Source organism: Levilactobacillus tongjiangensis, assembly GCF_003946345.1.
Lineage (GTDB): Bacteria > Bacillota > Bacilli > Lactobacillales > Lactobacillaceae > Levilactobacillus > Levilactobacillus tongjiangensis.
On sequence record NZ_RHNY01000007.1, the window covers coordinates 27430 to 48760 of the forward strand.

At 48.8% G+C, this 21331-nt stretch carries 21 protein-coding genes and 1 riboswitch; of the genes, 10 read left to right on the forward strand and 11 right to left on the reverse strand.

The window, feature by feature from the left end; genetic code table 11:
* The first annotated feature begins 261 nt into the window (after positions 1-261).
* On the forward strand, positions 262-432 hold the full coding sequence (locus tag EKM75_RS12710; RefSeq protein WP_164508734.1) for a hypothetical protein: 171 nt from the start codon (positions 262-264) through the stop codon (positions 430-432).
* A gap of 761 nt (positions 433-1193) precedes the next feature.
* Here the strand turns inward: EKM75_RS12710 and EKM75_RS05360 are convergent.
* The 5 genes from EKM75_RS05360 to EKM75_RS05380 are packed head-to-tail and all read right to left on the reverse strand — an operon-like array spanning position 1194 to position 4961.
* Complete coding sequence (locus tag EKM75_RS05360) at positions 1194-1556, reverse strand: hypothetical protein (RefSeq protein ID WP_125692740.1); 363 nt, start codon at positions 1554-1556, stop codon at positions 1194-1196.
* Positions 1557-1609: 53 nt separating this feature from the next.
* Positions 1610-2290, reverse strand: a complete 681-nt coding sequence (tenA, locus tag EKM75_RS05365; RefSeq protein ID WP_125692743.1) for a thiaminase II — start codon at positions 2288-2290, stop codon at positions 1610-1612.
* Positions 2291-2314: 24 nt separating this feature from the next.
* Positions 2315-2968 (reverse strand): energy-coupling factor transporter transmembrane component T family protein, encoded by a 654-nt coding sequence (locus tag EKM75_RS05370; RefSeq protein WP_125692745.1) that lies wholly within the window; start codon positions 2966-2968, stop codon positions 2315-2317.
* Positions 2965-4377 (reverse strand): ABC transporter ATP-binding protein, encoded by a 1413-nt coding sequence (locus EKM75_RS05375; RefSeq protein WP_125692747.1) that lies wholly within the window; start codon positions 4375-4377, stop codon positions 2965-2967. Before EKM75_RS05375 ends, EKM75_RS05370 begins: the two co-directional genes overlap by 4 nt.
* Before the next feature lie 20 nt (positions 4378-4397).
* Positions 4398-4961 carry an ECF transporter S component gene (locus EKM75_RS05380; RefSeq protein WP_125683069.1) on the reverse strand — a complete coding sequence of 188 codons (564 nt, stop codon included), beginning with the start codon at positions 4959-4961 and terminating at the stop codon, positions 4398-4400.
* A gap of 85 nt (positions 4962-5046) precedes the next feature.
* A riboswitch (TPP riboswitch) is annotated at positions 5047-5138 on the reverse strand.
* 222 nt (positions 5139-5360) lie between these two features.
* Between EKM75_RS05380 and EKM75_RS05385 the strand changes: the two genes are divergently transcribed.
* Positions 5361-6530, forward strand: a complete 1170-nt coding sequence (locus EKM75_RS05385; protein ID WP_125692748.1) for a D-alanyl-D-alanine carboxypeptidase family protein — start codon at positions 5361-5363, stop codon at positions 6528-6530.
* A 341-nt stretch (positions 6531-6871) separates the two neighbouring features.
* The gene (locus EKM75_RS05390; RefSeq protein ID WP_125692750.1) at positions 6872-8041 is read left to right on the forward strand and encodes a serine hydrolase; all 1170 of its coding nucleotides are present in this window, start codon (positions 6872-6874) and stop codon (positions 8039-8041) included.
* 143 nt (positions 8042-8184) lie between these two features.
* On the opposite strand, the gene EKM75_RS05395 is transcribed toward EKM75_RS05390, so the two are convergent.
* The 3 genes from EKM75_RS05395 to EKM75_RS05405 are packed head-to-tail and all read right to left on the reverse strand — an operon-like array spanning position 8185 to position 9941.
* Entirely contained in the window at positions 8185-8856 is a 672-nt protein-coding gene (locus EKM75_RS05395; RefSeq protein WP_125692752.1) for a chloramphenicol acetyltransferase, read from the reverse strand.
* Positions 8857-8865: 9 nt separating this feature from the next.
* Positions 8866-9195, reverse strand: coding sequence for a GIY-YIG nuclease family protein (locus EKM75_RS05400; RefSeq protein WP_125683077.1), 330 nt, complete (start codon positions 9193-9195; stop codon positions 8866-8868).
* Between the two features lie 2 nt (positions 9196-9197).
* Complete coding sequence (locus tag EKM75_RS05405; protein WP_125692754.1) at positions 9198-9941, reverse strand: DUF2087 domain-containing protein; 744 nt, start codon at positions 9939-9941, stop codon at positions 9198-9200.
* Positions 9942-10164: 223 nt separating this feature from the next.
* Here EKM75_RS05405 and EKM75_RS05410 point away from each other — a divergent pair, with 223 nt between their 5' ends.
* From EKM75_RS05410 to EKM75_RS05430, 5 genes are all read left to right on the forward strand, one after another.
* Positions 10165-10974, forward strand: coding sequence for an HAD-IIB family hydrolase (locus EKM75_RS05410; RefSeq protein ID WP_125692756.1), 810 nt, complete (start codon positions 10165-10167; stop codon positions 10972-10974).
* Between the two features lie 85 nt (positions 10975-11059).
* Positions 11060-12346, forward strand: a complete 1287-nt coding sequence (locus EKM75_RS05415; RefSeq protein ID WP_125692758.1) for a PTS transporter subunit EIIC — start codon at positions 11060-11062, stop codon at positions 12344-12346.
* A 1-nt stretch (position 12347) separates the two neighbouring features.
* On the forward strand, positions 12348-13160 hold the full coding sequence (locus EKM75_RS05420) for an alpha/beta hydrolase (protein WP_125692760.1): 813 nt from the start codon (positions 12348-12350) through the stop codon (positions 13158-13160).
* A gap of 61 nt (positions 13161-13221) precedes the next feature.
* A complete protein-coding gene (locus EKM75_RS05425) occupies positions 13222-14037 on the forward strand; it encodes a Cof-type HAD-IIB family hydrolase (RefSeq protein WP_125692762.1) in 816 nt (271 codons plus the stop codon).
* A gap of 77 nt (positions 14038-14114) precedes the next feature.
* Complete coding sequence (locus EKM75_RS05430; protein ID WP_125692764.1) at positions 14115-14762, forward strand: hypothetical protein; 648 nt, start codon at positions 14115-14117, stop codon at positions 14760-14762.
* A 424-nt stretch (positions 14763-15186) separates the two neighbouring features.
* On the opposite strand, the gene EKM75_RS05435 is transcribed toward EKM75_RS05430, so the two are convergent.
* On the reverse strand, positions 15187-16143 hold the full coding sequence (locus tag EKM75_RS05435; RefSeq protein WP_125692767.1) for a nucleoside hydrolase: 957 nt from the start codon (positions 16141-16143) through the stop codon (positions 15187-15189).
* A gap of 166 nt (positions 16144-16309) precedes the next feature.
* Between EKM75_RS05435 and EKM75_RS05440 the strand changes: the two genes are divergently transcribed.
* The gene (locus EKM75_RS05440) at positions 16310-17353 is read left to right on the forward strand and encodes a PrsW family intramembrane metalloprotease (protein WP_125692769.1); all 1044 of its coding nucleotides are present in this window, start codon (positions 16310-16312) and stop codon (positions 17351-17353) included.
* Here EKM75_RS05440 and EKM75_RS05445 read toward each other — a convergent pair.
* Positions 17338-18096: an alpha/beta hydrolase gene (locus EKM75_RS05445; RefSeq protein WP_125692771.1), complete on the reverse strand. Its 759-nt coding sequence runs from the start codon at positions 18094-18096 to the stop codon at positions 17338-17340. The genes EKM75_RS05440 and EKM75_RS05445 overlap by 16 nt on opposite strands.
* A gap of 52 nt (positions 18097-18148) precedes the next feature.
* Here EKM75_RS05445 and EKM75_RS05450 point away from each other — a divergent pair, with 52 nt between their 5' ends.
* Positions 18149-19144: an NAD(P)/FAD-dependent oxidoreductase gene (locus EKM75_RS05450; RefSeq protein WP_125692773.1), complete on the forward strand. Its 996-nt coding sequence runs from the start codon at positions 18149-18151 to the stop codon at positions 19142-19144.
* An 84-nt stretch (positions 19145-19228) separates the two neighbouring features.
* Here EKM75_RS05450 and EKM75_RS05455 read toward each other — a convergent pair whose 3' ends face one another.
* Complete coding sequence (locus EKM75_RS05455) at positions 19229-21319, reverse strand: LTA synthase family protein (RefSeq protein WP_125692775.1); 2091 nt, start codon at positions 21317-21319, stop codon at positions 19229-19231.
* Positions 21320-21331: the final 12 nt, after the last annotated feature.

Below are 21331 nucleotides of genomic sequence, written 5' to 3' on the forward strand. Positions count from 1 at the left end.
TGACTGCACATGTTCATTATACTAAAGTTTTCAAAAAGCGGCGAAATAAGTCCCAGTTTCTGGAAGTTTTTTTGTAATTCACTTGATGAACTGTCCAAAGTTGCGTAAACTAGTACACAATATGATAATCGGTGAAGTAGCGCTTAAAGGAACCTTCATCGAATTGTTAACAGAACTTCGTCAGCCTGTCATGGGTTTGTGACATTGAGTCGTTAAGCTAGTTGATAGATTTAAACCGCTAACAACTAGCGAGGTGACGGAATGAATCTAAAACGCGTGATTACAGGCTTAATCATGGCAGTGGTGCTCTTAGCGATTACCATAGGTCTGTCATGGGCCACAATGGGGAAACGAACGGTTACGCAGGTAAACGTGCATTCCGCCATTGAACAACCAGTGCGGCCACGCATTCCTAAAGTGGTTAGCGATTAATGCGGTAGGATACCGCCCCGGGGCCGGAATTATTCCGGCTGTTTCATCTTAATCTACGGTAATCATAATGATTACATGACTACAGTCACTTGTAGTTTATCAAGCAGGGAACCAGGTCAACCTTCGGGTTGGCCTGGTTCTTTTTGTGGTGAATTTCTGTTGAAACAAATTGGTATTTCGAAATTAGTCGCACTCCGAAGACCAGAGATGTAGCCAGCTGTGGGGACGCTTCAGCCAAAGAACGGGCTTCTCGCTCGATTTGAAGCCACGAAGACCCCGTGTCTTCAAAGTCGCCTGTGCTGTAAGCTGGAAGAGCACCAGCAAACACCACTTTCACGGCTGGCTACATATCTGGCCTTCTCTGGTTACGATTGTGGTGTAACATGATTCTCACCAAAAGGGCTTAGTGAGAATCATGATAGTTTCACTGAAGGCAGACAGAGCTGATAGTAAAATGCTGTGTGAGCCGAGAGGTCGCCAGATATGGGCTCAGGCGCGTCGTTTTGCTTTGTCAGTAGGCGATTTTCCTACTGGCTTAGCAGAAGACCAAGCTTGAAGACTCGGTACTTTCGAGGCTTCAAGTTGTGTCCGCACCGCTCCAGCCCATATCTGGCGACCGGTAAGGCGATAGGGGAATACTAAGTTGCTTAACCGGCATTTAAAATCGTTCGAACTTTAGTTGAAAACAAAAAAGGACCGAGACGTTTGTCTCAATCCTAATGAAGATTTGTGGTCAAGAGATTATACAGTCAGTTGCCAATCTAAAAGTGAAACCACTCGCTTTGTCGCCGGCGAACGTCGTTGCGGATGCCAAAAAAGTAAATCAAGAACGCTGCCACGGCAATTGCCAGAATAATCGTCCAGAGCCAACTGTGAGTATGGATAAACGTGAAGTCAGCAAAACCGAGGGTACTGAGGGTAATTAAGATTAGGTTGAAGGGTAGGTGTGGGCTGTGGATGAAGGCAACCGCGATTCCTAAAACCACGGCTCCCCCAAACATATCATCGCCACTAACGCGACTACCGGGATTATCGAATAAGGCGTATAACTCAATCAATAGGCCTAGCACCAATGCTAAGTAGCCAAAAAATTGCAGGAACGTTAACTCTCGTACACGTTTCATAGACGACACCTCTTTCTCTGTTGCGGTGTCTACATTATAGCCTATGAAGACGTTTATGAAAATGGGGTGGCTTGTGATGGCGTCGTTAGTGACCAATCTTCATGATTTAACGCCATTTGCCAGAACTTGAGTTCATACCAACTACTCTTAGCAAAGATATCGAGTAATTGGTCCGTGTTAGCTGGGGTGGCAACCGCATTGGCCAGACCCAACTGGTCAGTCATTGAGTTGGTGTAATCGTCAGCGTTGTAGGTATCGATCCAAGCCTGAAAAATTGGAACGGGTGACCCGGTTCCGGCAAGGCTGGCACCAATCTCTGCATAGAGCCAGTAGCAGGGGAGTAACCCTACCACAGCGCCAGCAGTCCCGGCGGTCGCTAACGCGCGGTAGAGATGGCTGGTGTATGCGTAGCTAGTAGGTGCAACCGGAGTGGCAGCAATGTCAGCCGGAGTAATGTTTAACCGGTCAAAGAAGGTTTGGCGAATGGCAATCTCTCCCTGACGGAGGTGCTCTGCGCCTACCCGCAGTTGTTGAGCAATCTGTGCGTCCGTGCTTTGGTCAGCGGCAAGGTCGTGGACCTTACCGAATTCGTGTAGGTAGTAGTGATCTTGAATCAGGTAATAACGGAAGGTGTCCATCGGCAGAGTCCCTGCCTGTAGCTGTTGGATGAAGGGATGATGTTTGGACGCTGCCCAACTGGCCAATGTTTGTTCATGTGCTTGATCAGTAAACATTAAAAAACTCCTTTGTTAAGTTGGTTAAGGTAGTCCCAAGAAAAGGCCCAGTTGGACAGCTAACAGACTCACGGCACAGGCCCACCAATTCCACGTGGGTAAGGGGACCCTAACGGCGTGGGTGCGTGGGGCCCCTTCAACAAAGCCGTGAGAAGCCATGGCTGATGCCAGTTGGTCGGACCAGTTCATGGCCACCAGGATAACTTTAAAGTATAGCTGCGGCGACCATACGTGGAGAACTTGGCCCCGCATCAACGCAGCTGCACGGATAGTGGCCACTTCTGTCCGAATTTTGGGCATCAGATTGAAAGCCGCCAAAAATCCGTAGGCAAATTTACTGGGAAGTTTGGCGTTTTGTTCTAGTGAACGCGTCAGCATTAAAGGTTCAGTTGTTTGGGTGAAAACGCCGCCCATGTAGACGTACACAAACATTCGGGTGAAAATCACAATGAGAAAATGGGCGCTAGCCGACCCCTGGAGACTCAGTGACCAAACTAAGGCTGTTGCAAAGAATAAGGGGACTAGGGTTAGCCATAGCAGGCGTTTTATTTTAACTCGGTAAGCAATCATTAAGATAAAACAAACGACCAGTAGGACAACGTTTACGGTCCAAACCTGTGTGAAGGAAATTTCTAGTGCAATAATTAAGACGAGCGCTAATTTTAATGTCGGATTCATTCAGTCACCCCCTCATAAAGTAAGCGGTGATCCATCAGTCGTAGATGGTGGGTCACGAGGCCGTCTAACCCGCTTAGCTGATGGCTGATCAGAATCAGGGTGAGACCTAGATCTCGCTGGACTGATGTCAGAATGTGCATCGTGGTTTGAATGGAAGCTAGATCCAAGCCCTTGAGGGGTTCGTCTAACAATAAGACTTGAGGCGCCATGATTAACATGCAGAGTAGTTGGGCCTTCTTTTGTTGCCCACTACTCAGTGAGTAGATGACTTGGTTCCGGTGCTGGGTCAGACCCAACTGGTCCAAGAGTTGCGTCACCCGTTCCGGTGTAAAGTAGGCGCGATTGCCGTTCTTTTGTGAGAGGGTCAGCTCTTCATCCAAGGTCACATTGAGAAATTGAGCCATGGCGGATTGAAACATGAGTCCCACTTGGCGCGCGTATGACTTACGTGAAATTTTTTGAATGTCTTGTCCTTGATACGTCAATGTGCCTTGGTAGTGGCTCAGACGAACCAGCGCCCGAAAAAGCGTCGACTTGCCGCTCCCATTTGGCCCGGTGATTAACGTGGCTTGCCCCGCAAAGAAGGCGAGGTCTTGGGGATGAATGAGTTCTCGTTCGCCGCTGAACAGGCCCAGTTGCGTTCCTTGAAGGCACACGGTTTCAGTATCTTGCGGTGGGGTCACCCGTGTCAGTTGTAAGCGGTCTGGTGTGAATGCCGCAAACCGTTCCTGTGTTTCTTCCGTTGACAGTAAAGTGAGGTGACCGGCGTCTAGAACGGCTAGGTGGTCGACCCAGTGGGCGTAGCCACTCAGGTCGTGGTCTGCCAAAATGACGGTCTTATGTTGCTGGGTGCAGAGCGTCATCAACTTTTGAAGAAGCGTCAACCGCGTGGGCGGATCGATACTGGCAAAGGGTTCATCCAGCAAAATCACGTCACTATTCATGGCGACGATGATTGCCAGGGCGACCTTCTGCTGTTCGCCCCCAGAAAGTTGCATCAGAATGCGGTGTTTCAACTGAGCAATACCCACAAAATTGAGGGCTTCATCAATGGCGGCGGGGATGTCGGTAGCAGCCACCCGTTGATTCTCTAAGGCAAACCGGAGCTCATTTTCCACGGTATCCATCGTGAACTGCGTGCTAGGTTCTTGAAACATCATCGCCACAGTATTGGCACGCTTGGTTGCAGGAATCTCGGCTAGGGGGTGACCGTCAAATCGGATGGCGCCGGGAGCTGGTAGCGGCGTGAGACCTGCAATTAAATTTAAAAGAGTTGACTTGCCACCACCTGAAACCCCAGTCAGCAGTGAGAATTTTCCTGCTGGAAAGGTAACGGCTAAATCATCCAATACTGGATGTGTCCGCTTAGGGTAGGTGAAAGTCAGTGAGTCAATCGTGACAGTAGCCAAACAAATTCCTCCAATAACAATTAGTGCGCGGCACTAGGTAACACGTGAGCACGAACTAACAGGTTTGCAATCAACTTGGTGAGGACGCCACCAAAGAAGAAAATCGAGAGTAGCCGGACAACGAAGAGCAGTGCCATGAAGCCTAGATGATAGGAGGCGTAGCCATTCTTGATCATGTCCCAGCCAAAGGTGACAATGGCGGTGGTCAGTGAACTGAGGGCTAGCGTGAACCAGCCGTAGTGCTTGTAACCAGTGAGGGCAAAGCCTAGCTCGGAACCAATTCCCTGGAGCGCACCGGAGATCAAGGTACTAGCCCCCCAGATACCGCCGAAAAACATTTCGACGACGGCACCCAAAAATTCCCCTAAAGTGGCTGAGCCTGGAATCCGGATGATAAATCCAGCCAATGGACCTGCCATGACCCAAATGCCAAGGAGTAATTCATTGGCTAGGGGTTGTAATCCAGCAGGTGCTAATGCCGCTGCCAGAACGGTATAGAGTGGGCCAGTGACGAAGAAGATGGTCCCCATAAAGATTGCTAAGATAGTGACGAAAATAATGTCGCGAACGTGCCAGCCTTTCATGATATGTAGCCTCCTAAAAGTGTACGCTGGAGTACCCTTTAGCTAAAAAAAGCCCCACTAAATCTCGTTAGTGGGGGTCATTGAATAGCTTTATGGTACGCGTTCCCTTCGCTGGTACTAACCAGATCAGGTTCAATGGGTTTGTTCTCAGCCGCGATGGCACCCCAGTCGTATTTGAATGACTTAAGCGTAACCAATTTATCTGTGAATTGCAACCATTCGTCGTAGCAACCTGGTCTAGGGCATTAGTGGTTCAAAGCTGAAAAGGTTCTTTACAAGAACATTACGGGATAAACAAGGCGGTTACAAAGCAGTAGCGCCTCTGTTCCTTCACCTAAAATAGTGCTAATGTAATAGTTAGTTGCATTAATTATTTAAAGAACGGAAAGGACCAATGACATGACAAGTTTACGTATTCGGCGGGGCATGGTGGTGCTCCTGGCCGCCGTCACAGTTGGCGGAGTCGTCAGTCAGGAAGTACCTGCTGACGCTGCTAGCTATCAGACGGTTTCAACCAAGAAAATTAAGAAGACGGCTTACCATAAGAAGAGTAGTAAGGGAGCCATCTTTAACAAGAAGCACACCAAGAAGGTCAGCAACTTAAAGGCCCATCCCAACACGACTTGGTATGCCACCAAGCAAGCGACGTTGAAGCACGGCAAGACCAAGGGGATTTACCTGTACGTGAACAACAGTAAGAAGAGCGTCAAAGGCTGGGTTTGGCACAGCTATTTGAAGAAGGGAAAGGCGCCATTTGTCTTAAAAAAGGCGAAGGCTGCGGTAGCTATGGACGCCAAGACTGGGAAAGTTGTTTGGTCCAAACATGCCAACACGGCCCGGCCAATTGCATCTGTCTCCAAAATTATGACGCTTTACCTGACCTTGAAGAAGGTCGACGGTAAGAGTAGCAACTGGAACAAAAAGATTAAAATCAAGAGTAAAGGTCTTGTTCGGATGAGTCGGACCTCTGCCTACGGTGGCTTTCACTTTAAGCTGAACCACAGCTACACGGTCAAGCAACTCTACGACGCGGCCTTCCTGGATTCTTCGAACAACTCCGCGATTGCTTTGGGCCAATGGGTGGCCGGTAGTAATGGCAAGTTCATTAAGAAGATGAACGCACAGGCCAAGGCTTGGAAGTTGGGTCACGCTCACTTCGTTTCCGCCTCTGGTTTGGAAAATAGTGACCTTCGTCAATTTGGGTATAAATATGGTTCCGCCAATGCCAACAAGGTTTCTGCTAAGGACGTTGCCTTGATGGCCCGCCACTTGATGACGGACTTCCCTCGCGTTCTGAAGGACGGTAAAGTTGGTTCCAAGCGGGTCAATGGACAACTCTGCTACAACTACAACAATATGTTGAAGGGTCGGAAGTACTACCAAGCTTCACTGAAGGTTGATGGGCTGAAGACCGGGTACACCCCATTGGCTGGTTACTGCTTTGTCGGGACTGGTCAGAAATCTGGCAAGCACCGGGTAATTACGGTGGTTCTGCATGATGAAAACGAGTTCTCTGAAACGCGTTCACTGATGAATCACGTGTATGGCTTCAGTAGCATGGCTAACTAAACGGCGAATAAAGCAGTTAGCTAATGAGTCTTTTAGAACCGATTTCAGCAGGATAAATTTGTAAATGAAATAGGGGACTGAACGTTGTCCTACAATTCAAAATCGCGCCAACCATCACTGTGGTTGACGCGATTTTTTGGTTGAACTGTCTAACGATTAGGTGGGTGATTTGAGTTGCTTAGTAAATTAATTAGTTCAGTCCCTGACCGGTGGATTACGAAATAGTTACGACCCCAACAAGCAGATTACAAAACGATTGAAGAGCTTGTGAGACGGCCCTGCCACGTGCTAAGCTGACCTTTGGATAATTTACACGATTATAATCGGAAAGAGGAATAGTTATGGGAATGTCTAAGTTTAAAGGGGTCGTTTTGGCCGTGTTGTTCACGGTGACCCTGGGTGGGGCCGTAGCCACGGGGACAACGGCACACGCCGCTACATATACCACGGTTTCCACGACCAACGTGACGAAAGCTGCTTATCACAAGAAGAGTACCGCGGGGGCCATTTATAATAAGGCACACAATCGTCGGATCGCCACGATGAAGGGCTATCCGAACACGACTTGGTACGTGACGCAACACGCGACGTTGAAGCACGCAAATTCCAAGGGGATTTACTACTACGTTCAGAACAAGGCTGGGTCCGTTAAGGGCTGGATCTGGCACGGATACCTGACTAAGGGGAAAGCACCATTTGGCTTGAAGTACTCTAAGAATGCCATCGCCATGGACTATACGACGGGGAAGGCCGTTTGGTCAAAGAGTGCTAATACTGCGCGGCCAATTGCTTCCGTCTCAAAGTTAATGACGTTATACCTGGTTCTCCAAAAAGTCGATGGTAGTTCCAGCAAGTGGAATGAAGTTGTTGATACCAGTAGCAAGGGCTTGATTTCCATGAGTCAAAGTTCGTCGTGTGGCGGGTTCCTGTTCAAGACCGGTCATAAGTACACGGTTAAGGACCTTTACGACGCAGCACTATTGGATTCGTCAAACAATGCCGCTATCGCACTGGGGCAATGGGTGGCCGGTTCTAACGCGAAGTTCATTCAACAAATGAACGCGCAAGCTAAGACTTGGAATTTGGATAAGGCCAGCTTTGTATCCGCCTCAGGTTTGGAAAACAGTGATTTAAAGGTCTTTGGCTACGCGTACGGGAGTGCGAACGCCAACATGGTTTCGGCCAAGGATGTGGCCTTGATTGCGCGCCACTTGATTCAGGACTATCCACGAATCTTGACTGACGGTTCCGTTGGGTCTAAAACGGTGGATGGCCAATTGACCTACAACTACAACAACCTGTTAAAGGGGCGGAAGTACTATCAGGCTGCCCTTAACGTTGATGGGTTGAAGACAGGATACACGCCATTGGCTGGTTACTGTTTCGTTGGGACTGGTCAAAAGACCGGTAAGCACCGGGTCATCACGGTCGTTCTGCACGATGAGAACGAGTTCACGGAGACTCGTTCGTTGATGAATCAGGCGTACAGTTACAGCAGCATGTCAGACTAATTTTAAGTCGATAATGCTTTACTATTCTTGGTTTGATAACAGTTTTCGAACTTTCAACCTTTAGCTATATATGTTTAGAACGCAAAAAGGAGTTGAGACAAAAGTCTCAACTCTTTTTTATGTTCTAGTTTAGTTTGAAGTAATTAGTCAGTCGTTAACCAAGCCTCAGGTTGGGCCATGGCATCCCGTAAATCCTGATAGAACTGGCTGACATGATAGCCATCGGCAACGGCATGGTGAATGGTAAATGAGAGCGGCATAGTGGTCTTACCGCCTTTTGTCGTATATTGCCCAGCCTGGATGACCGGGAAGTACGTATTGAGTGGCGTGAATGGTAGCGGCGTGTAACTGGTGAAGTCCAGCCAGGGAATACTACCGATCATGTAGAGGTTAGCGCTTTGTGGTGCTTTAGGCATGGGCGTGTGTTGGGACCCAAAACGCTTAATATCCTGCAAGTAGTCTTGATAGAATTGGGAAAAGTTAGGGCTGTATGCCGTCCAGAGGCTAGAAATACTGTGATCATCTTCATGCAGGACACTGTATGAGGGATGGACGACGTCGAATTCAACCAGTTGATCGTCGACCATGCCGACGCGAAATTCTGGATGGCGCGTCAGCACCTGGCTAACTAGAAAAAGGTAGGCGGCGTTGAACTTGACTTCGTGACGATGAGCCCAGTCTAAAGTTGCTGTGATATCAATCGTGGCGTTGACGGTGAAACCGGTGGGCATCATTTTAGTAAAGTAATAGAAATACTCGCGGCGCGGCCAAGTTGTTTGGTTGATTGGGTGGTAGTTGGTATTAATGGTTGTCATGAAAACTCCTTATTTTTGGTTATAGGCAGGCTGACATTTAGCGAGCCAAGTTTGTTTGAGGTCCTTGAGTGTTTGTCTGAGATTCGTCACCTCGGTGGTTTCCTCTTCCCACAGGACTTCGTAGGTGAAGGCAGACTCGCCAAAGGTGTTCCAGTCGGCTTGCAGCGGACTGGTCCGGTAGAAATTTTTGTTGAGGTTGAGGCGATAATATCCCCAACGATTATGCGTGTTGGCAACGGTGTCGATGAAGGTTTTACCATTCTTGGTGTTTTTGATTTGAATGACGCCGTACTTGGTCGGGGTCGCTTTGTATTGTCGAATGCGTTCTTTTTTGTCCATGATTACTCCTTAAAAGTGAGGCGCCAATAGTCCTGACCATCCGCGGTCCGTGCCAGAAATCCGTAGTCGATAAGGTAGCGGCGTAACCGGACGTAATCGTCAAAGATTGGGACTAACAGGTCGTTCATGGTGCGCTCAGTAAAATGCTGGGTCGTTGGAATTTCTAAGCTCACCCGCTTTAATACCGCTAAGATGGCCTTGTGTTGCTTAGGCCAGCGTTTGAGCCGCAACTTATCGCCAGGCTCGAAATACTTTTGAAGGATCTGATGATAGTCACGCTGTGTAATAGCAATGGGGCCGTTAGCTTGGGTTGCTAGTGGCAGTGCGATGGGGGTATCTCGTTCAGGGTTATTGAAGACTTGATTATAAATAGCGAGGTAGAGCTTGGCCTGCTTGGCCTTTTCGCGGAACGTAAATTTTTGGTGACGAATGGTGGCGGCTGCCACGTGGTTGTCCTGAGCAATTGTGGCATCCTTGACACCTTGACTAAATGCAACGAGTAAATCACGTTGCTTGGTGGTCAACGTGTTGTATTTGGATGACGATTGAATGAGTTGGTTGATGGCGTCCGGATGGGCTGATTGAATATGGTGATTGATCATTTCAGCGGCCGGGTAAAAGGCATCGTGTAGGTGGAAGACCTGATCTTGTTGAAAGTCTTGACCACAATAATTGCAAATATAAGCGGTAGCAGTGGTGTGCCACCCCTGTTCAATTTCAGATAGTGTTAATGTTGCGAGATCCATAGGTATCCCTCCAATAGCCATAATCATACAGATGTTTATTGAATCTGTCAACACAATCTACAAAAGTGGCCAAAATAATTACAATTCCGATGGAAATCATGCTACCGTTGGTTGGCCCAAGGGGTTAGGTTAGTATGATTTTATTTGTAAGCGGCCTGCCTTGCTTGGTTTCGATGGGCCAGGTATGATTGGGTCATGTTATTTTGACGGAGGGGTTGAGTAGATGCTACCAAGACTGATTGCCACGGACTTAGATGGCACCTTTTTAGATGTAAATGGGGCGTATAATCGTCAGAAGTTTGATGCCATATTGGGCGAAATGAAGGCTCGGGGCAGCCGATTTGTTGTGACGACTGGCGATCCCTTGGACCATGTGCAGGCGCTCTTTGCCCCGTTGCGGAACCGAGAACAGTTAACCTACGTGGTTGAGGATGGCGCCTTGATCACCACCGCCAGTGGTAGTCAGCTTCAGATGACGACCTTACCCCAGTTACATTGGCAGACGGCCGTCTCTTGGCTGGAAATGACGCCCATTATGGCGGGCTGCTTCATCATTGTTTGCGGTGCGGAGCGGGCATATACGACGTTGCCGGCCGACAGTCAGCGGTTTGCAGAGTCCCGCGAATTTTATCCCAGTCTGACTTCGGTGGTAGATTTAACGACAGTGAGCGCGGCTATTTTGAAGCTTGATATTACGTGGCTGAGGACGGACGTCGTGGCGCAAGTTGCAGCGTTCAATACACGTTTTGCCGGCGAATTAGTCGGTGTTAGCAGTGGCTTGGGGGGGATGAACGTCTCACTCCCCCAGGTTAGTAAGGCCGCAGGATTGGCCTTTCTTGGCCAGCAGTGGGGCATCACGCCAGCAGAAATGGCTGCTTTTGGCGATTCTGGAAATGACCTGACCATGTTACAGCTGGTGGGTCAGGGATTCGCAGTGGCCAACGCTGCACCTGAACTGGCAACACAGCCGCATTTGAAAGGAACAAATGAGCAGGGCGCGGTCATGGCGCAGATTGCTGAATGGCTAGTTTGAGTGGCTAGTTTCCGTATCAAATAAAAGTTGGCGCCCTGAGTCACGGGTAGGGGGTACACTCGCTGGGAGTAGGGGGCGAGTAGCGATGACGGATAGGATAGCACAACTGGGGATGAGGCTGGTCAATGGTGAGGTGCGTTTTTACCGTAACCGGCAGATCAGTGCCATTCGCCAAGCGTTACGGTTGATATTCCCCATTATTTTATTGGGGAGTCTGGCGGATTTCTTGGAGCAGTCCTGGTTACGAACGGATGGCTATTACTATCAAACACTGCACGTGGCGCGGTGGCTGTTTCAAGTGAAAATTCTACGGCAGTATTTGCGATTGATCGGCGCGGGTACCCTGGGATTGGCCGGAATCTTAATGGCATTTGCGGTGAGCTTTTACCTGGTGGTACCAGTGACCCGGCACATGACGGATCGCCTGATGGCCGGAACGATTGCCGTGATTAGTCTGAAATTTTTTAACGTGACTCGGACCTCAGTTCTGGGTGGTCACACGATCAAATGGGTGGCGACTGACCTGGGGATTCAGGGAATTCTAGTCGGTATTTTGGTGGGAGTACTCGTGGGAAATGGTTACCGTTGGGCACTCGGTCATCGTTCACCAGACTTGGAACAGATTCCAAGTACGCTGGTCATCACCTGCACTTGGTTAGTTGTGATGGCAGCTTTAGGTTTGCTTTGGGTCAGCACACAGACGGTTAGTCTCAATTCTGCTTTTGCCAGCATCATTCGGTGGCCGTTTCGCTTGCCCCATTTCATTCTGGGCTTGCTGGGATATTGCGTTTTAAATGGGGCCTTTGAGTGGTTGGGGGTTCTAGGGCCGTTGTCAGCAAGCAGCGGGCAATCAATTGAATCTGCCCAGAATTTAGCAGCCGTGTTGGCACATCGTGGCTGGCAGTTGCCGCATCCGCTAACGCTGCATACGGTCGTCAGCGTTTATGCCAACGTTGGTGGAACGGGCATGATGCTCGCACTATTGTTGGCACTATTTTTGAGCCGCCCCACGGCGTGGCAACGGCGAATCGGTTGGCTGAGTCTGGTTCCAACCTTGGGAAACTTTAATGCCCCCATGATGGTCGGCTTACCTGTCATTTTAAGCCCCCTGATGAGTATTCCATTCATTCTGGCTCCAAGTGCCTGTATTACACTTAGCTGGCTCTGTATCCGGCTTAAATGGGTTCCTACGGTGGCATATCCATTATTGACTGGGACGCCGGGACCGTTGCAGGCCTATCTGGGAACTGGTGGTAGTTGGACCGCACTGGCTTTATCGTTGGCCGACTTAATCTTAAGTACGGCAATTTATTATCCCTTTGTTAAATTGGTGCAAGCGGCTCACCGGCAATTAGACGGGGAGGTGGCTTAAGATGCGGCATACAAATTTGCACCGACTTTGGGCAGTCTTATTGTTGTTGGTAGTGCTGTGCTTACCGGGATTTTGGTGGCAACCACATCAGGAGAAAATCGTGCGGGCTAACTATCAAAGCCTAATGGCACCGGTGTTCTTCGTCCCCGGTTCAAGTGCGACCCAGAATCGGTTCAATGCGTTAGTTAAGGAGTTGAACCGGGAATCACCAACGACCCATAGTCTATTACGGGTTGAGGTCATGACAAATGGTCGCTTGGAATACAGTGGAAATTTGAAGCAAGGGGACGAGCGGCCGTTCATCGTGGTGGGGTTTCAAAATCATCGAGATGGTCCCGTCAACGTTCGCAAGCAGGCGGTCTGGTTTGCGACGGCCTTTCAGGCTTTAGAAAAGACGTATCATTTCACACACTTCTCGGCTATGGGCCACTCTAATGGTGGCCTGGTTCTGACATTGTTTATGGAACATGACCTGGCAAAGACTAAGACCAAAATTGATCGGTTAATGACCATTGCCACACCATTTAATTTGGAAGAGCAGGATGCTGCGGTCGACACTGACCTGTTCAAGGAGCTGAGTGGCGACCGCACCAACTTACCACGCAATGCAACGGTCTACTCCATTGCTGGGAGCAAAACATTTGCGAGCGATGGTATCGTCCCGTTCGACAGTGTGAATCGCGGGAAGTATATATTTCAAGATCAGGTGAAGCATTTTACGCAAATTACGGTGACTGGAGCAAACGCTAATCATGCTGACCTGCCGGAAAATCAGCAGATTGTCGCACTTATTCGTCAAGACCTTTTATCCTAATTGCGGTTTATTTCACAACCTATTACGTGTAAACTGGAAGGTAAATGGAGGCCAAAGACGAATGATTAAAATGATTGCGCTCGACCTAGACGAGACGTTACTGAATACAGATAAAACAATCAGCGAAGAAAACGTGACAACGTTGCGTAAGCTGCATACGGCAGGTATCAAGGTGGTTCTCTGCACTGGCCGACCAATCAATGCAATCTGGGATTACCTGGAACAATTGGGGTTGACCACGGAAGAGGACTTTACGATTACGTTTAACGGGGCACTGGTTATTCAAAATACGACCAAAGATGAGCTGGCACAGAGTGGGTTAAGTCGGACTGATTTTGAACCCCTCCACGCGTTTGCCCAAGAGAATGGGTACCCTCTGGATATTTTGGATTTTGAACAGGTTTATCCGGTAGCTGACTTGAAACCTTCCATCTATCAAAAGATGTTGAAGGCGCCGATGACTTTTACGCCCACAAAATTTGACGATTTACCTGATCATTTATTTAGTAAGGCGGTTATGGCTACGGACCCTGAAACCTTGGATCACGTGGTTGCCACCATTGGTGAGGGCCTGCGTCAGGAATATCACGTGGTTCGGTCACAGCCCAAAATTCTGGAATTCTTGGCAGCTGGCATGGATAAGGCGGTTGGTTTAGGCCAATTGTTAACTCACTTTGGTTGGGACTTCGATGACCTGATGGCGTTTGGTGATGCTGAAAATGACTTGGGCATGATTAAGGCAGCAGGTGATGGTGTCGCGATGTTAAACGGTCAGCCGGAGGTCAAATCCGCTGCAAACCATATCACACCAAAATCAAATAATGAGGCAGGAATTGCGGCTTACCTACAGGAGAAGTTCCCGGAATTATTAGGTTAAGTGAAACGCTTGCAATTTAGTTAATGAAGTGGCACTATAAATGATGTATAGGATGAATATTAAGGAGGACAAGGGTTATGAAACGTTTTATGGCTAAGCTAGGATTAGTGGCAGTGGCGCTGGGTACCCTCGGTGGGGTAGTTGCACCAACCGTTGCTAGTGCTAAAACCAAGCCAACTTTCACGAATACCGACTTGAAACGTTACTATAAGAATGCGACGTCCAAGACGGCGTTTTACTTCAAGACCTACAAGTCTGGTAAAAAGACTGGTGAAATGTTGATCTTTGGTGACTTTAACGGTAAGAACGCGAACGTGAAATACGGTGTGCCAACTTCCGTGAAGTTCAGTAAGAACCGGCGAACGATGACCACTAAGTACAAGTTGATTGAGTTCAAGACCACGAAGGGTAAGACCACAACGTCACTGGCGAAAAAGGCCTATACTTTTAAGCTGACTAAGAAGAGTTCCACGAAGTTCTCTGCTAAGTTAACTGGGTCCAAGTTTAACCGGCGTTTAGGAACTACCGGGAAGACATACAGCTACACGAAGACTAAGACTAGTCCAGCTAAGAGCTACGCAAACAAGTATGTGAAGCCAGCAATGAAGAAGGCTTACACGGAAGCATTCGACTCCTTACCAGCTGCTGATAAACAAGCTGCGGTAACGAAGTATACGAATAACGCCGTGAACACTATGATCAAGAACTTTAACTACAAGAGCTAATTAGATGAATCTGTTTGGTGACTGAAATTATTTCAGTCACCTTTTTTTGTGCTTAAGCCATTTCGGCCTGGCTAAGTTAACGTTGATGAGCTATTGAAAAGGTCGGTTAGTAGGATTACCTGGAACATAGAGGCTACGGACCGCTTTTGTTTAGGTCAACGTAGCCGAAGGTTGTCAGGGTGGCGGCCTGCTGTGTCGGTGTTACTGGTCTGGGCGAGCCCAGGTCAGTAACAGGGGACGAGCTTGAAGACCCACATGGGTTTTGGTGGGGCTTCAAGTCGAGCCGGAAGCCCGAACTTTGGCTGAAGGCGGCCCCACAGCAGGCACCCACCCTGACAACCGGAACCGGCATTAGAACCGAACAACAAAAAAGTCCCGGACAAATATCCAGGACTCTCAGTGAAATAAGTATTTGGGATAAAGCTTAGTTTTGCTTGAACAGGTTCGTCAGGTATTCCATGAAGGTCTTCAGGTAACGATCCTTGTCGACCATGACAGAAACCTTAACGTTAGTAGGTTCGTTTAACCGGTTATCATCACCGATAGTCCGACCGTAAGTTTCCTTGTTGTAGTTGACCACCATGTTTAAGTCAATCGTGGTAACGAAGCTAGGATCCAACGCAACCCCAACAGCCAGTGGGTCATGCAAAGCACAGCCACCCAGGTTGTCGTTAACGTCAACGTAGGCTTGGATGTAGTAGTCCACGATGTCAGCAAATTTTTCACCGGCAACGGTCCCCAAGTCACGCCATTGTTGTGTTTCCTTCTTAGTCAACAGGGTCCGCAGGGTAACATCCAGGCCAACCATCGTTGAGTGCAATGGGCTCGTCAAAACAGCGTTAGCAGCTTCGGCATCTTGGTTGATGTTCGCTTCGGCATAAGCGGTAACGTTACCAGGAACGGTTAAAGCACCACCCATGAAGGTGACGTTGCCAATTTCCGTAGCGATTTCTGGGGCCTTCTTGATGGCAGCAGCCAAGTTGGTCATTGGACCAGTAGGAACTAACGTCAAGTCTTTGCCGTACTTGTGAACGGCGTCAATCAGGAAGTCCACACCGGATTCCTTTTCAATCGACCGTTGTGGATCTGGTAAGTCGACTTGGCCAATTCCGTTTTCACCGTGAATGTCTGCACTAACTTGCATCCGATCAAAGTGATCACTGGTTGAGGAATGACTTTCACCCAGATATACAGGGATATCAGTGTGTCCAAGCAGTTCCAAAATCTTCAAAGAGTTTTGGCCACCGGCTTCGACGAGCACGTTCCCGTAAGAACCGATAATCCCAATCAAATCTACATCAGGAGCACCCAATGCGTAAGCAATTGCGAGTGAATCATCGATACCAGTATCTAAGTCTAAAATCAGTTTACGTTTTGCCATGATATAATTGTCTCCCCTTTGATCCTATATTAGCTAAAAAGCCTACTCTAAGTGTAATGTAACTGGTTACATTTATCAAGCTCACGAAGTCACCAAGTTGAAGCAATTGGCCGTTCACGGTAAGATAGAAACCAGGTTAGATTTACCATTGAGGGGGAATTCGGTCATGGCCGATAAACAGTCTGTAAAACCGGTAAAGCGGCATTTTGAGTACCACAATCATTTGCTGGATGATGCAACGAAGGAAATGAATGAGTGGACTGGAGAGAATAAGGTTGTTGAAATCCACCTATTTCAAATGTTCTCAGAAGTTTTTAAGCATCACGATTTAGACGATTCAGAAGCTTTATTTATCGTCGGCACCAAAGAAACCACGCCATCCTTAGAAGCCGTATCGGCGGCACCAGTCAAGCCGTGGTTATTCTCACGAGTTTTTGCATTACTCGGAGCCAGTTTCGTGTTGCTAGCGCTGCTATTTCTAGTTTTCCGAAGTAATAACGCTGTACCGGGGATGATTTTCATTGGTTCGTTGACGGTGCCATTTTCCTTGTTGATCATGTTTTTTGAAATCAATGTTTTTCGGAATATCTCAGTCTATCAATTGATGACCGTCTTTCTAGTCGGTGGAATTTTGTCGCTGATTGCGACCATGATTTTGTATTCTCTGATTCCATCGGGAAACGGGACATCCTGGGAGTCTGCATTGGTTGTTGGTTTCATTGAAGAAACAGCCAAGATGTTAGTCATCGCTTACTTTATTAACCAATTTAGACTGAATTATATCTTTAACGGTCTGCTGACTGGTGCTGCTATTGGTGCCGGGTTTGCGGTCTTTGAGACGGCAGGGTATACCGGACAATATGGTCTGGTCACGCTGCTGATGCGCAGTTGGCAAGCAATTGGGACGCATACGATTTGGTCTGCCATCATGGGGGCGGCCATTATTCTGGCCAAGGAGCGTCACCAGCCAATTACTGGGAGTAACATGGTGGCCCCGAAATTTCTGCGGTTCTACTTGTTGGCGATTGCCCTCCATGCGTTATGGGATTGGAACGCGCCCTTTGCCCTGTTAGATATTCTCTACCTGCAACAGTGGGTCTTGATTGCAGTTGGTTGGGTCGCGATTTTTGTCCTGATTAATGCGGGCTTACGTGAGGCACGAACCTTACAGGGCCAACGGATCCTCAAGAATACTCAGCTCGGTGGATAGAGAAAAGTAATCATCTTGCGATCCAATGCCGGATTTTCATGTAACAGGGAATGCTGCATTTGCCAAATAGGACCGTGTAGTGGTTCATAACGGTAGCTCCCCACGTGACCTTGAACCAGTCTGGCCAGTGGGGTAACCGTGTTGTCGGGAACTTCACTGTCGTTGTCTGTGCGACCAATGTTGCCGGCTAAATTTAGGATGTGTAACTGGGGTTCAGCTGTTCTGAGCCCCGTTCTTTCTGGAAAATCTGCCCCAATACAGATCCAGCGATTGACCGTAACGGGGGCCTGGGATTGATGATTCAGATAGTCGTAGGCAATCGTTCCGCCGGAGGAATGGCCCACGAAGTTGACGTGGGTCACGCCATACCGTTGATGCAACTGCTGCAAGACCGTTCGTAACTGGCGAGCTTGTTTTTGAGGATGTGTGTTGTCCTTAAAAATGACGGGAACGAGCGGGTTGTTGGCGGCGACTGGTGCGTGCTGTTGCCAGGAGACGTGACCAGCGTAACTGACCCGGGCGGTTAGGCTAAATGTGGCGAGCTCCGGACGATTCAAGCTGACGACCATACTGCGAACGGAGAGCCAAGCACCACTATTTCCTGGCAAGAAGAGGGTGGCCGTACGGGTCTGAGGGACCCGTGTGGTGGCCAATGCAGACCAGCGACTGTTCCACCAACCGATTAGACCAGTTAAGACAAGCAAGGTTGTGACGATAACGGTTAATCCACGTTGATGCTTCATGAAAGTCACCTCCTTGATACGATAAGAGATAGAGAGAACGGAGATCAGTTAAATGATAGAGTCTTATGACATTACCATCATTGGGGGAGGTCCCGCCGGCATGTTTGCCGCCTTTTACGCCGGGATGCACAACGCCAAGACGCAGGTGGTCGAGAGCCTAGCTGAATTAGGTGGTCAGGTGAATGCGTTGTACCCTGAGAAAACAATCTTAGACGTTGCTGGATTACCCGCCATTAGGGGGCGCGAGCTGATTGCTGGGCAACGGCAACAGTTAGAGCAATTTCCGTTAACCATCAAGACGGGGCAGGCGGTGACTAACGTTTCCCAGAATGAAAACGGGTTTACGGTGACGACGGCCCAGGAGACGACTCAGACCCGGGCCGTCATTGTGGCGGTCGGTAACGGGGCCTTTACCCCGCGTAAATTGAATGTTGAAAACGCCGAGCAATTTACCAATCATCAGCTATTTTACAGTGCCCGGAATCTTGAAAAGTTTCGCAATCAGGAGGTTATGGTCGCGGGTGGCGGCGATGCGGCCATTGACCAAGCCCTGATGTTGGCGCCCGTGGCCAAGGCCGTGACCCTGTTACATCGGCGCAGCCAATTCCGGGGCTTGGCCCACATGGTGGATCTGCTCGAGCAATCACCTGTGAAAGTGGTGACCCCCTTCTTAATCAGTGGCTTGCAGGAAACGGCCAACGGCGCCTTAGATGTGACACTGAAGACCGTGGGTGGCTCAGGGGAATTAGCCCATCAGACGGTGGATAAATTGGTGGTCAGTTATGGATTTACGGCAGACCACCAGGCACTGGATGCTTGGGACGTCGACTTGGCGGAGGATCACCGGTTGATTGCGGTGGATTCGACTATGGCCACCAGCGTTGCGGGAATCTATGCCATTGGGGATGGCGTCATGTATCGGGGGAAACAACCATTGATTGCGACTGGTTACGGGGAAGCACCAGTGGCAGTTCAGGCCATTATGACCAACTTTTTCCCTGACCGCCGGGGGCCGGTTCACAGTACATCGTTGACCCCTAAACAATAAACGTGTTTATTCTAAACGACAAAGAAGCTGTCCGCACGATCATAAGATCGAACGGACAGCTTCTTTTCGTTGCTCGAGCAGCAGTTATTTGCCGCTGGTGTCATCTTGATTGGTAATCTTGATTCGATTAGAATCGGTGGACTTATGATGGATCTCCGGCGCGTCCGTCTTGTAGAACGGTTGCGTGGACTTGTCACCATTTCTGGAGAAGAGACTCGTGGACTTTAAGCCCAGTTTCTTTTCCAGCTTTTCCGCTTTTTGTAGACCATCGGAATAGTTATAGTCCTGAGGATCAACCGTCTTGAAGCCCTTAGGATGGTAGAAGCGTAAGAGGTTCTTCTGGTTAAGGGAGTCGGAATAGTTCAGCCCAGTAGTCACGTGTTTCTGAATGGCTTCGATTTTTTCCTGCTGCTTACCAGTTGGATGAATCTCCTGCTGGGTCTTGTTACTATAAATGGTCCCGTCGATCGATGTGTAATCAGCGCTGACCCAATCGCGGTTACGGAAGGCGACGACGGGGTAGTGGCCAGGGGAGAGTAAGTCCGTCCCAAATTGCAGGTACTTCTTACTATTGATTCCCATCAGGTGCAACAGGGTCGGTAAGACGTCAACTTCGCCACCATAGGTGTGTTCGATCTTACCCTTCTTGTAGCCAGGCATATTGAACATCATTGGTACCCGTTGGAGTTGAGCGTTGTCATAGTCGTTCCAATCGTCCGGATCGACTCCCAGCAACTTGGCAAGGCTCTTATTGGATGAATTGGAAATACCATAGTGGTCCCCGTAAATCATAACTAGTGAGTTTTTGTCCAAGCCAGACTTATGCAAGTAGCTGTAGAATTCCTTGATGGACTGATCGAGGTAGTGGGCCGTCTTGAAGTAGTTATCAACGGTCTTATCGCCAGTATTCGGTGTCTTGAACGTTGAATCTTCCTTGTCCAGAGTGAACGGGAAGTGGTTCGTGACGGTCAGGTACTTCACGTAAAATGGTTGTTGCAGGTGTTGGAGGTATTTGACGGAGTCGTTGAATAATAACTTATCTTTCAACCCATAACCCAACGATTTATCGCCGGAAGTGTCGTAGTAACTGGCATCGAAGAAGTACTGATAACCGAGGTTCTTGTACGTGTTGTTCCGGTTCCAGAAGCTCCCCACGTTTCCGTGGAAGACGGCGGTGGTGTATCCCGACTGGTCGAAGATGGCAGGGGCGGCTTGGAAAGTGTTGTCGCTTCCTAGTTGCGTAAACAGCGATCCCTGAGGAAGGCCGTAAGTTCCAGTCTCCAACATAGTCTCCGCGTCGGACGTCTTACCTTGGCCGACTTCGTGGAAGAAGTTGTCAAAGCTATAGGTTGCTTTACTCTTATAGAGTTTGTTGAGAAACGGTGTCACTTCTTGGCCGTTGACTTTTTTGTTAATTAAAAACTGTTGGAAGCTCTCCAAGTGAATGACGATGACGTTCTTTTTCTTCGCCACACCATACAGGCTCTTATCGGGCGCCGCGTAGTTTTTGTGGACGTACTTAAGAATTCCAGTTAACTCGGACTTCTTCGCGTGAGAGCGCAATTCACTGGTATGACCGGACTTGATACCATCGTAAACGGTAAAGGCATCCAGGCCTAAGTATTTCACAACATAGGTTCTGTCGAACGTCCGGGTCAGCAGTTGTGGCCGGTCCATTTCGCCTAAAGTTAGGTTGACCCCAAAGAGGAGAATAGCAACGGAAGTTACGGCAAAACCGACCCGTTTATTCAGTGGCCGCGGGTCGATATAGATGCGGCGAGTCGCCAGTAACAGGAGCACTATCACGAGGTCTAACCAGTACAGAATATCGTGGGGTGAGGTCAGGGCTAAGGAACTTCCTGACAGGCCTTGGTCGACCTTGGAGTACCCCAGCATGGTGCTTACCGTCATGAAGTCGGTAAATTCTCGGAAATAGATGACGTTGATGTAGAGTAGCAGGGTATTCAGAATATCGATTAAAAATAAAAAGGGATAGAAGAATCGTGCCCGTTTAAAGTATAGCGCCAACCCAAATACCAATAGGGTGGCAGCAATGGGGTTGATCAGTACAATTAGAAATTGAAACGGATCACTCAGATTTAAGTTGAAGTCGACGAAGTAGGCGACTAGGGTCTTCGCCCAAAACAGGACGACCATCAGGGTAACAAACCCCATGCGGGTCCCTGT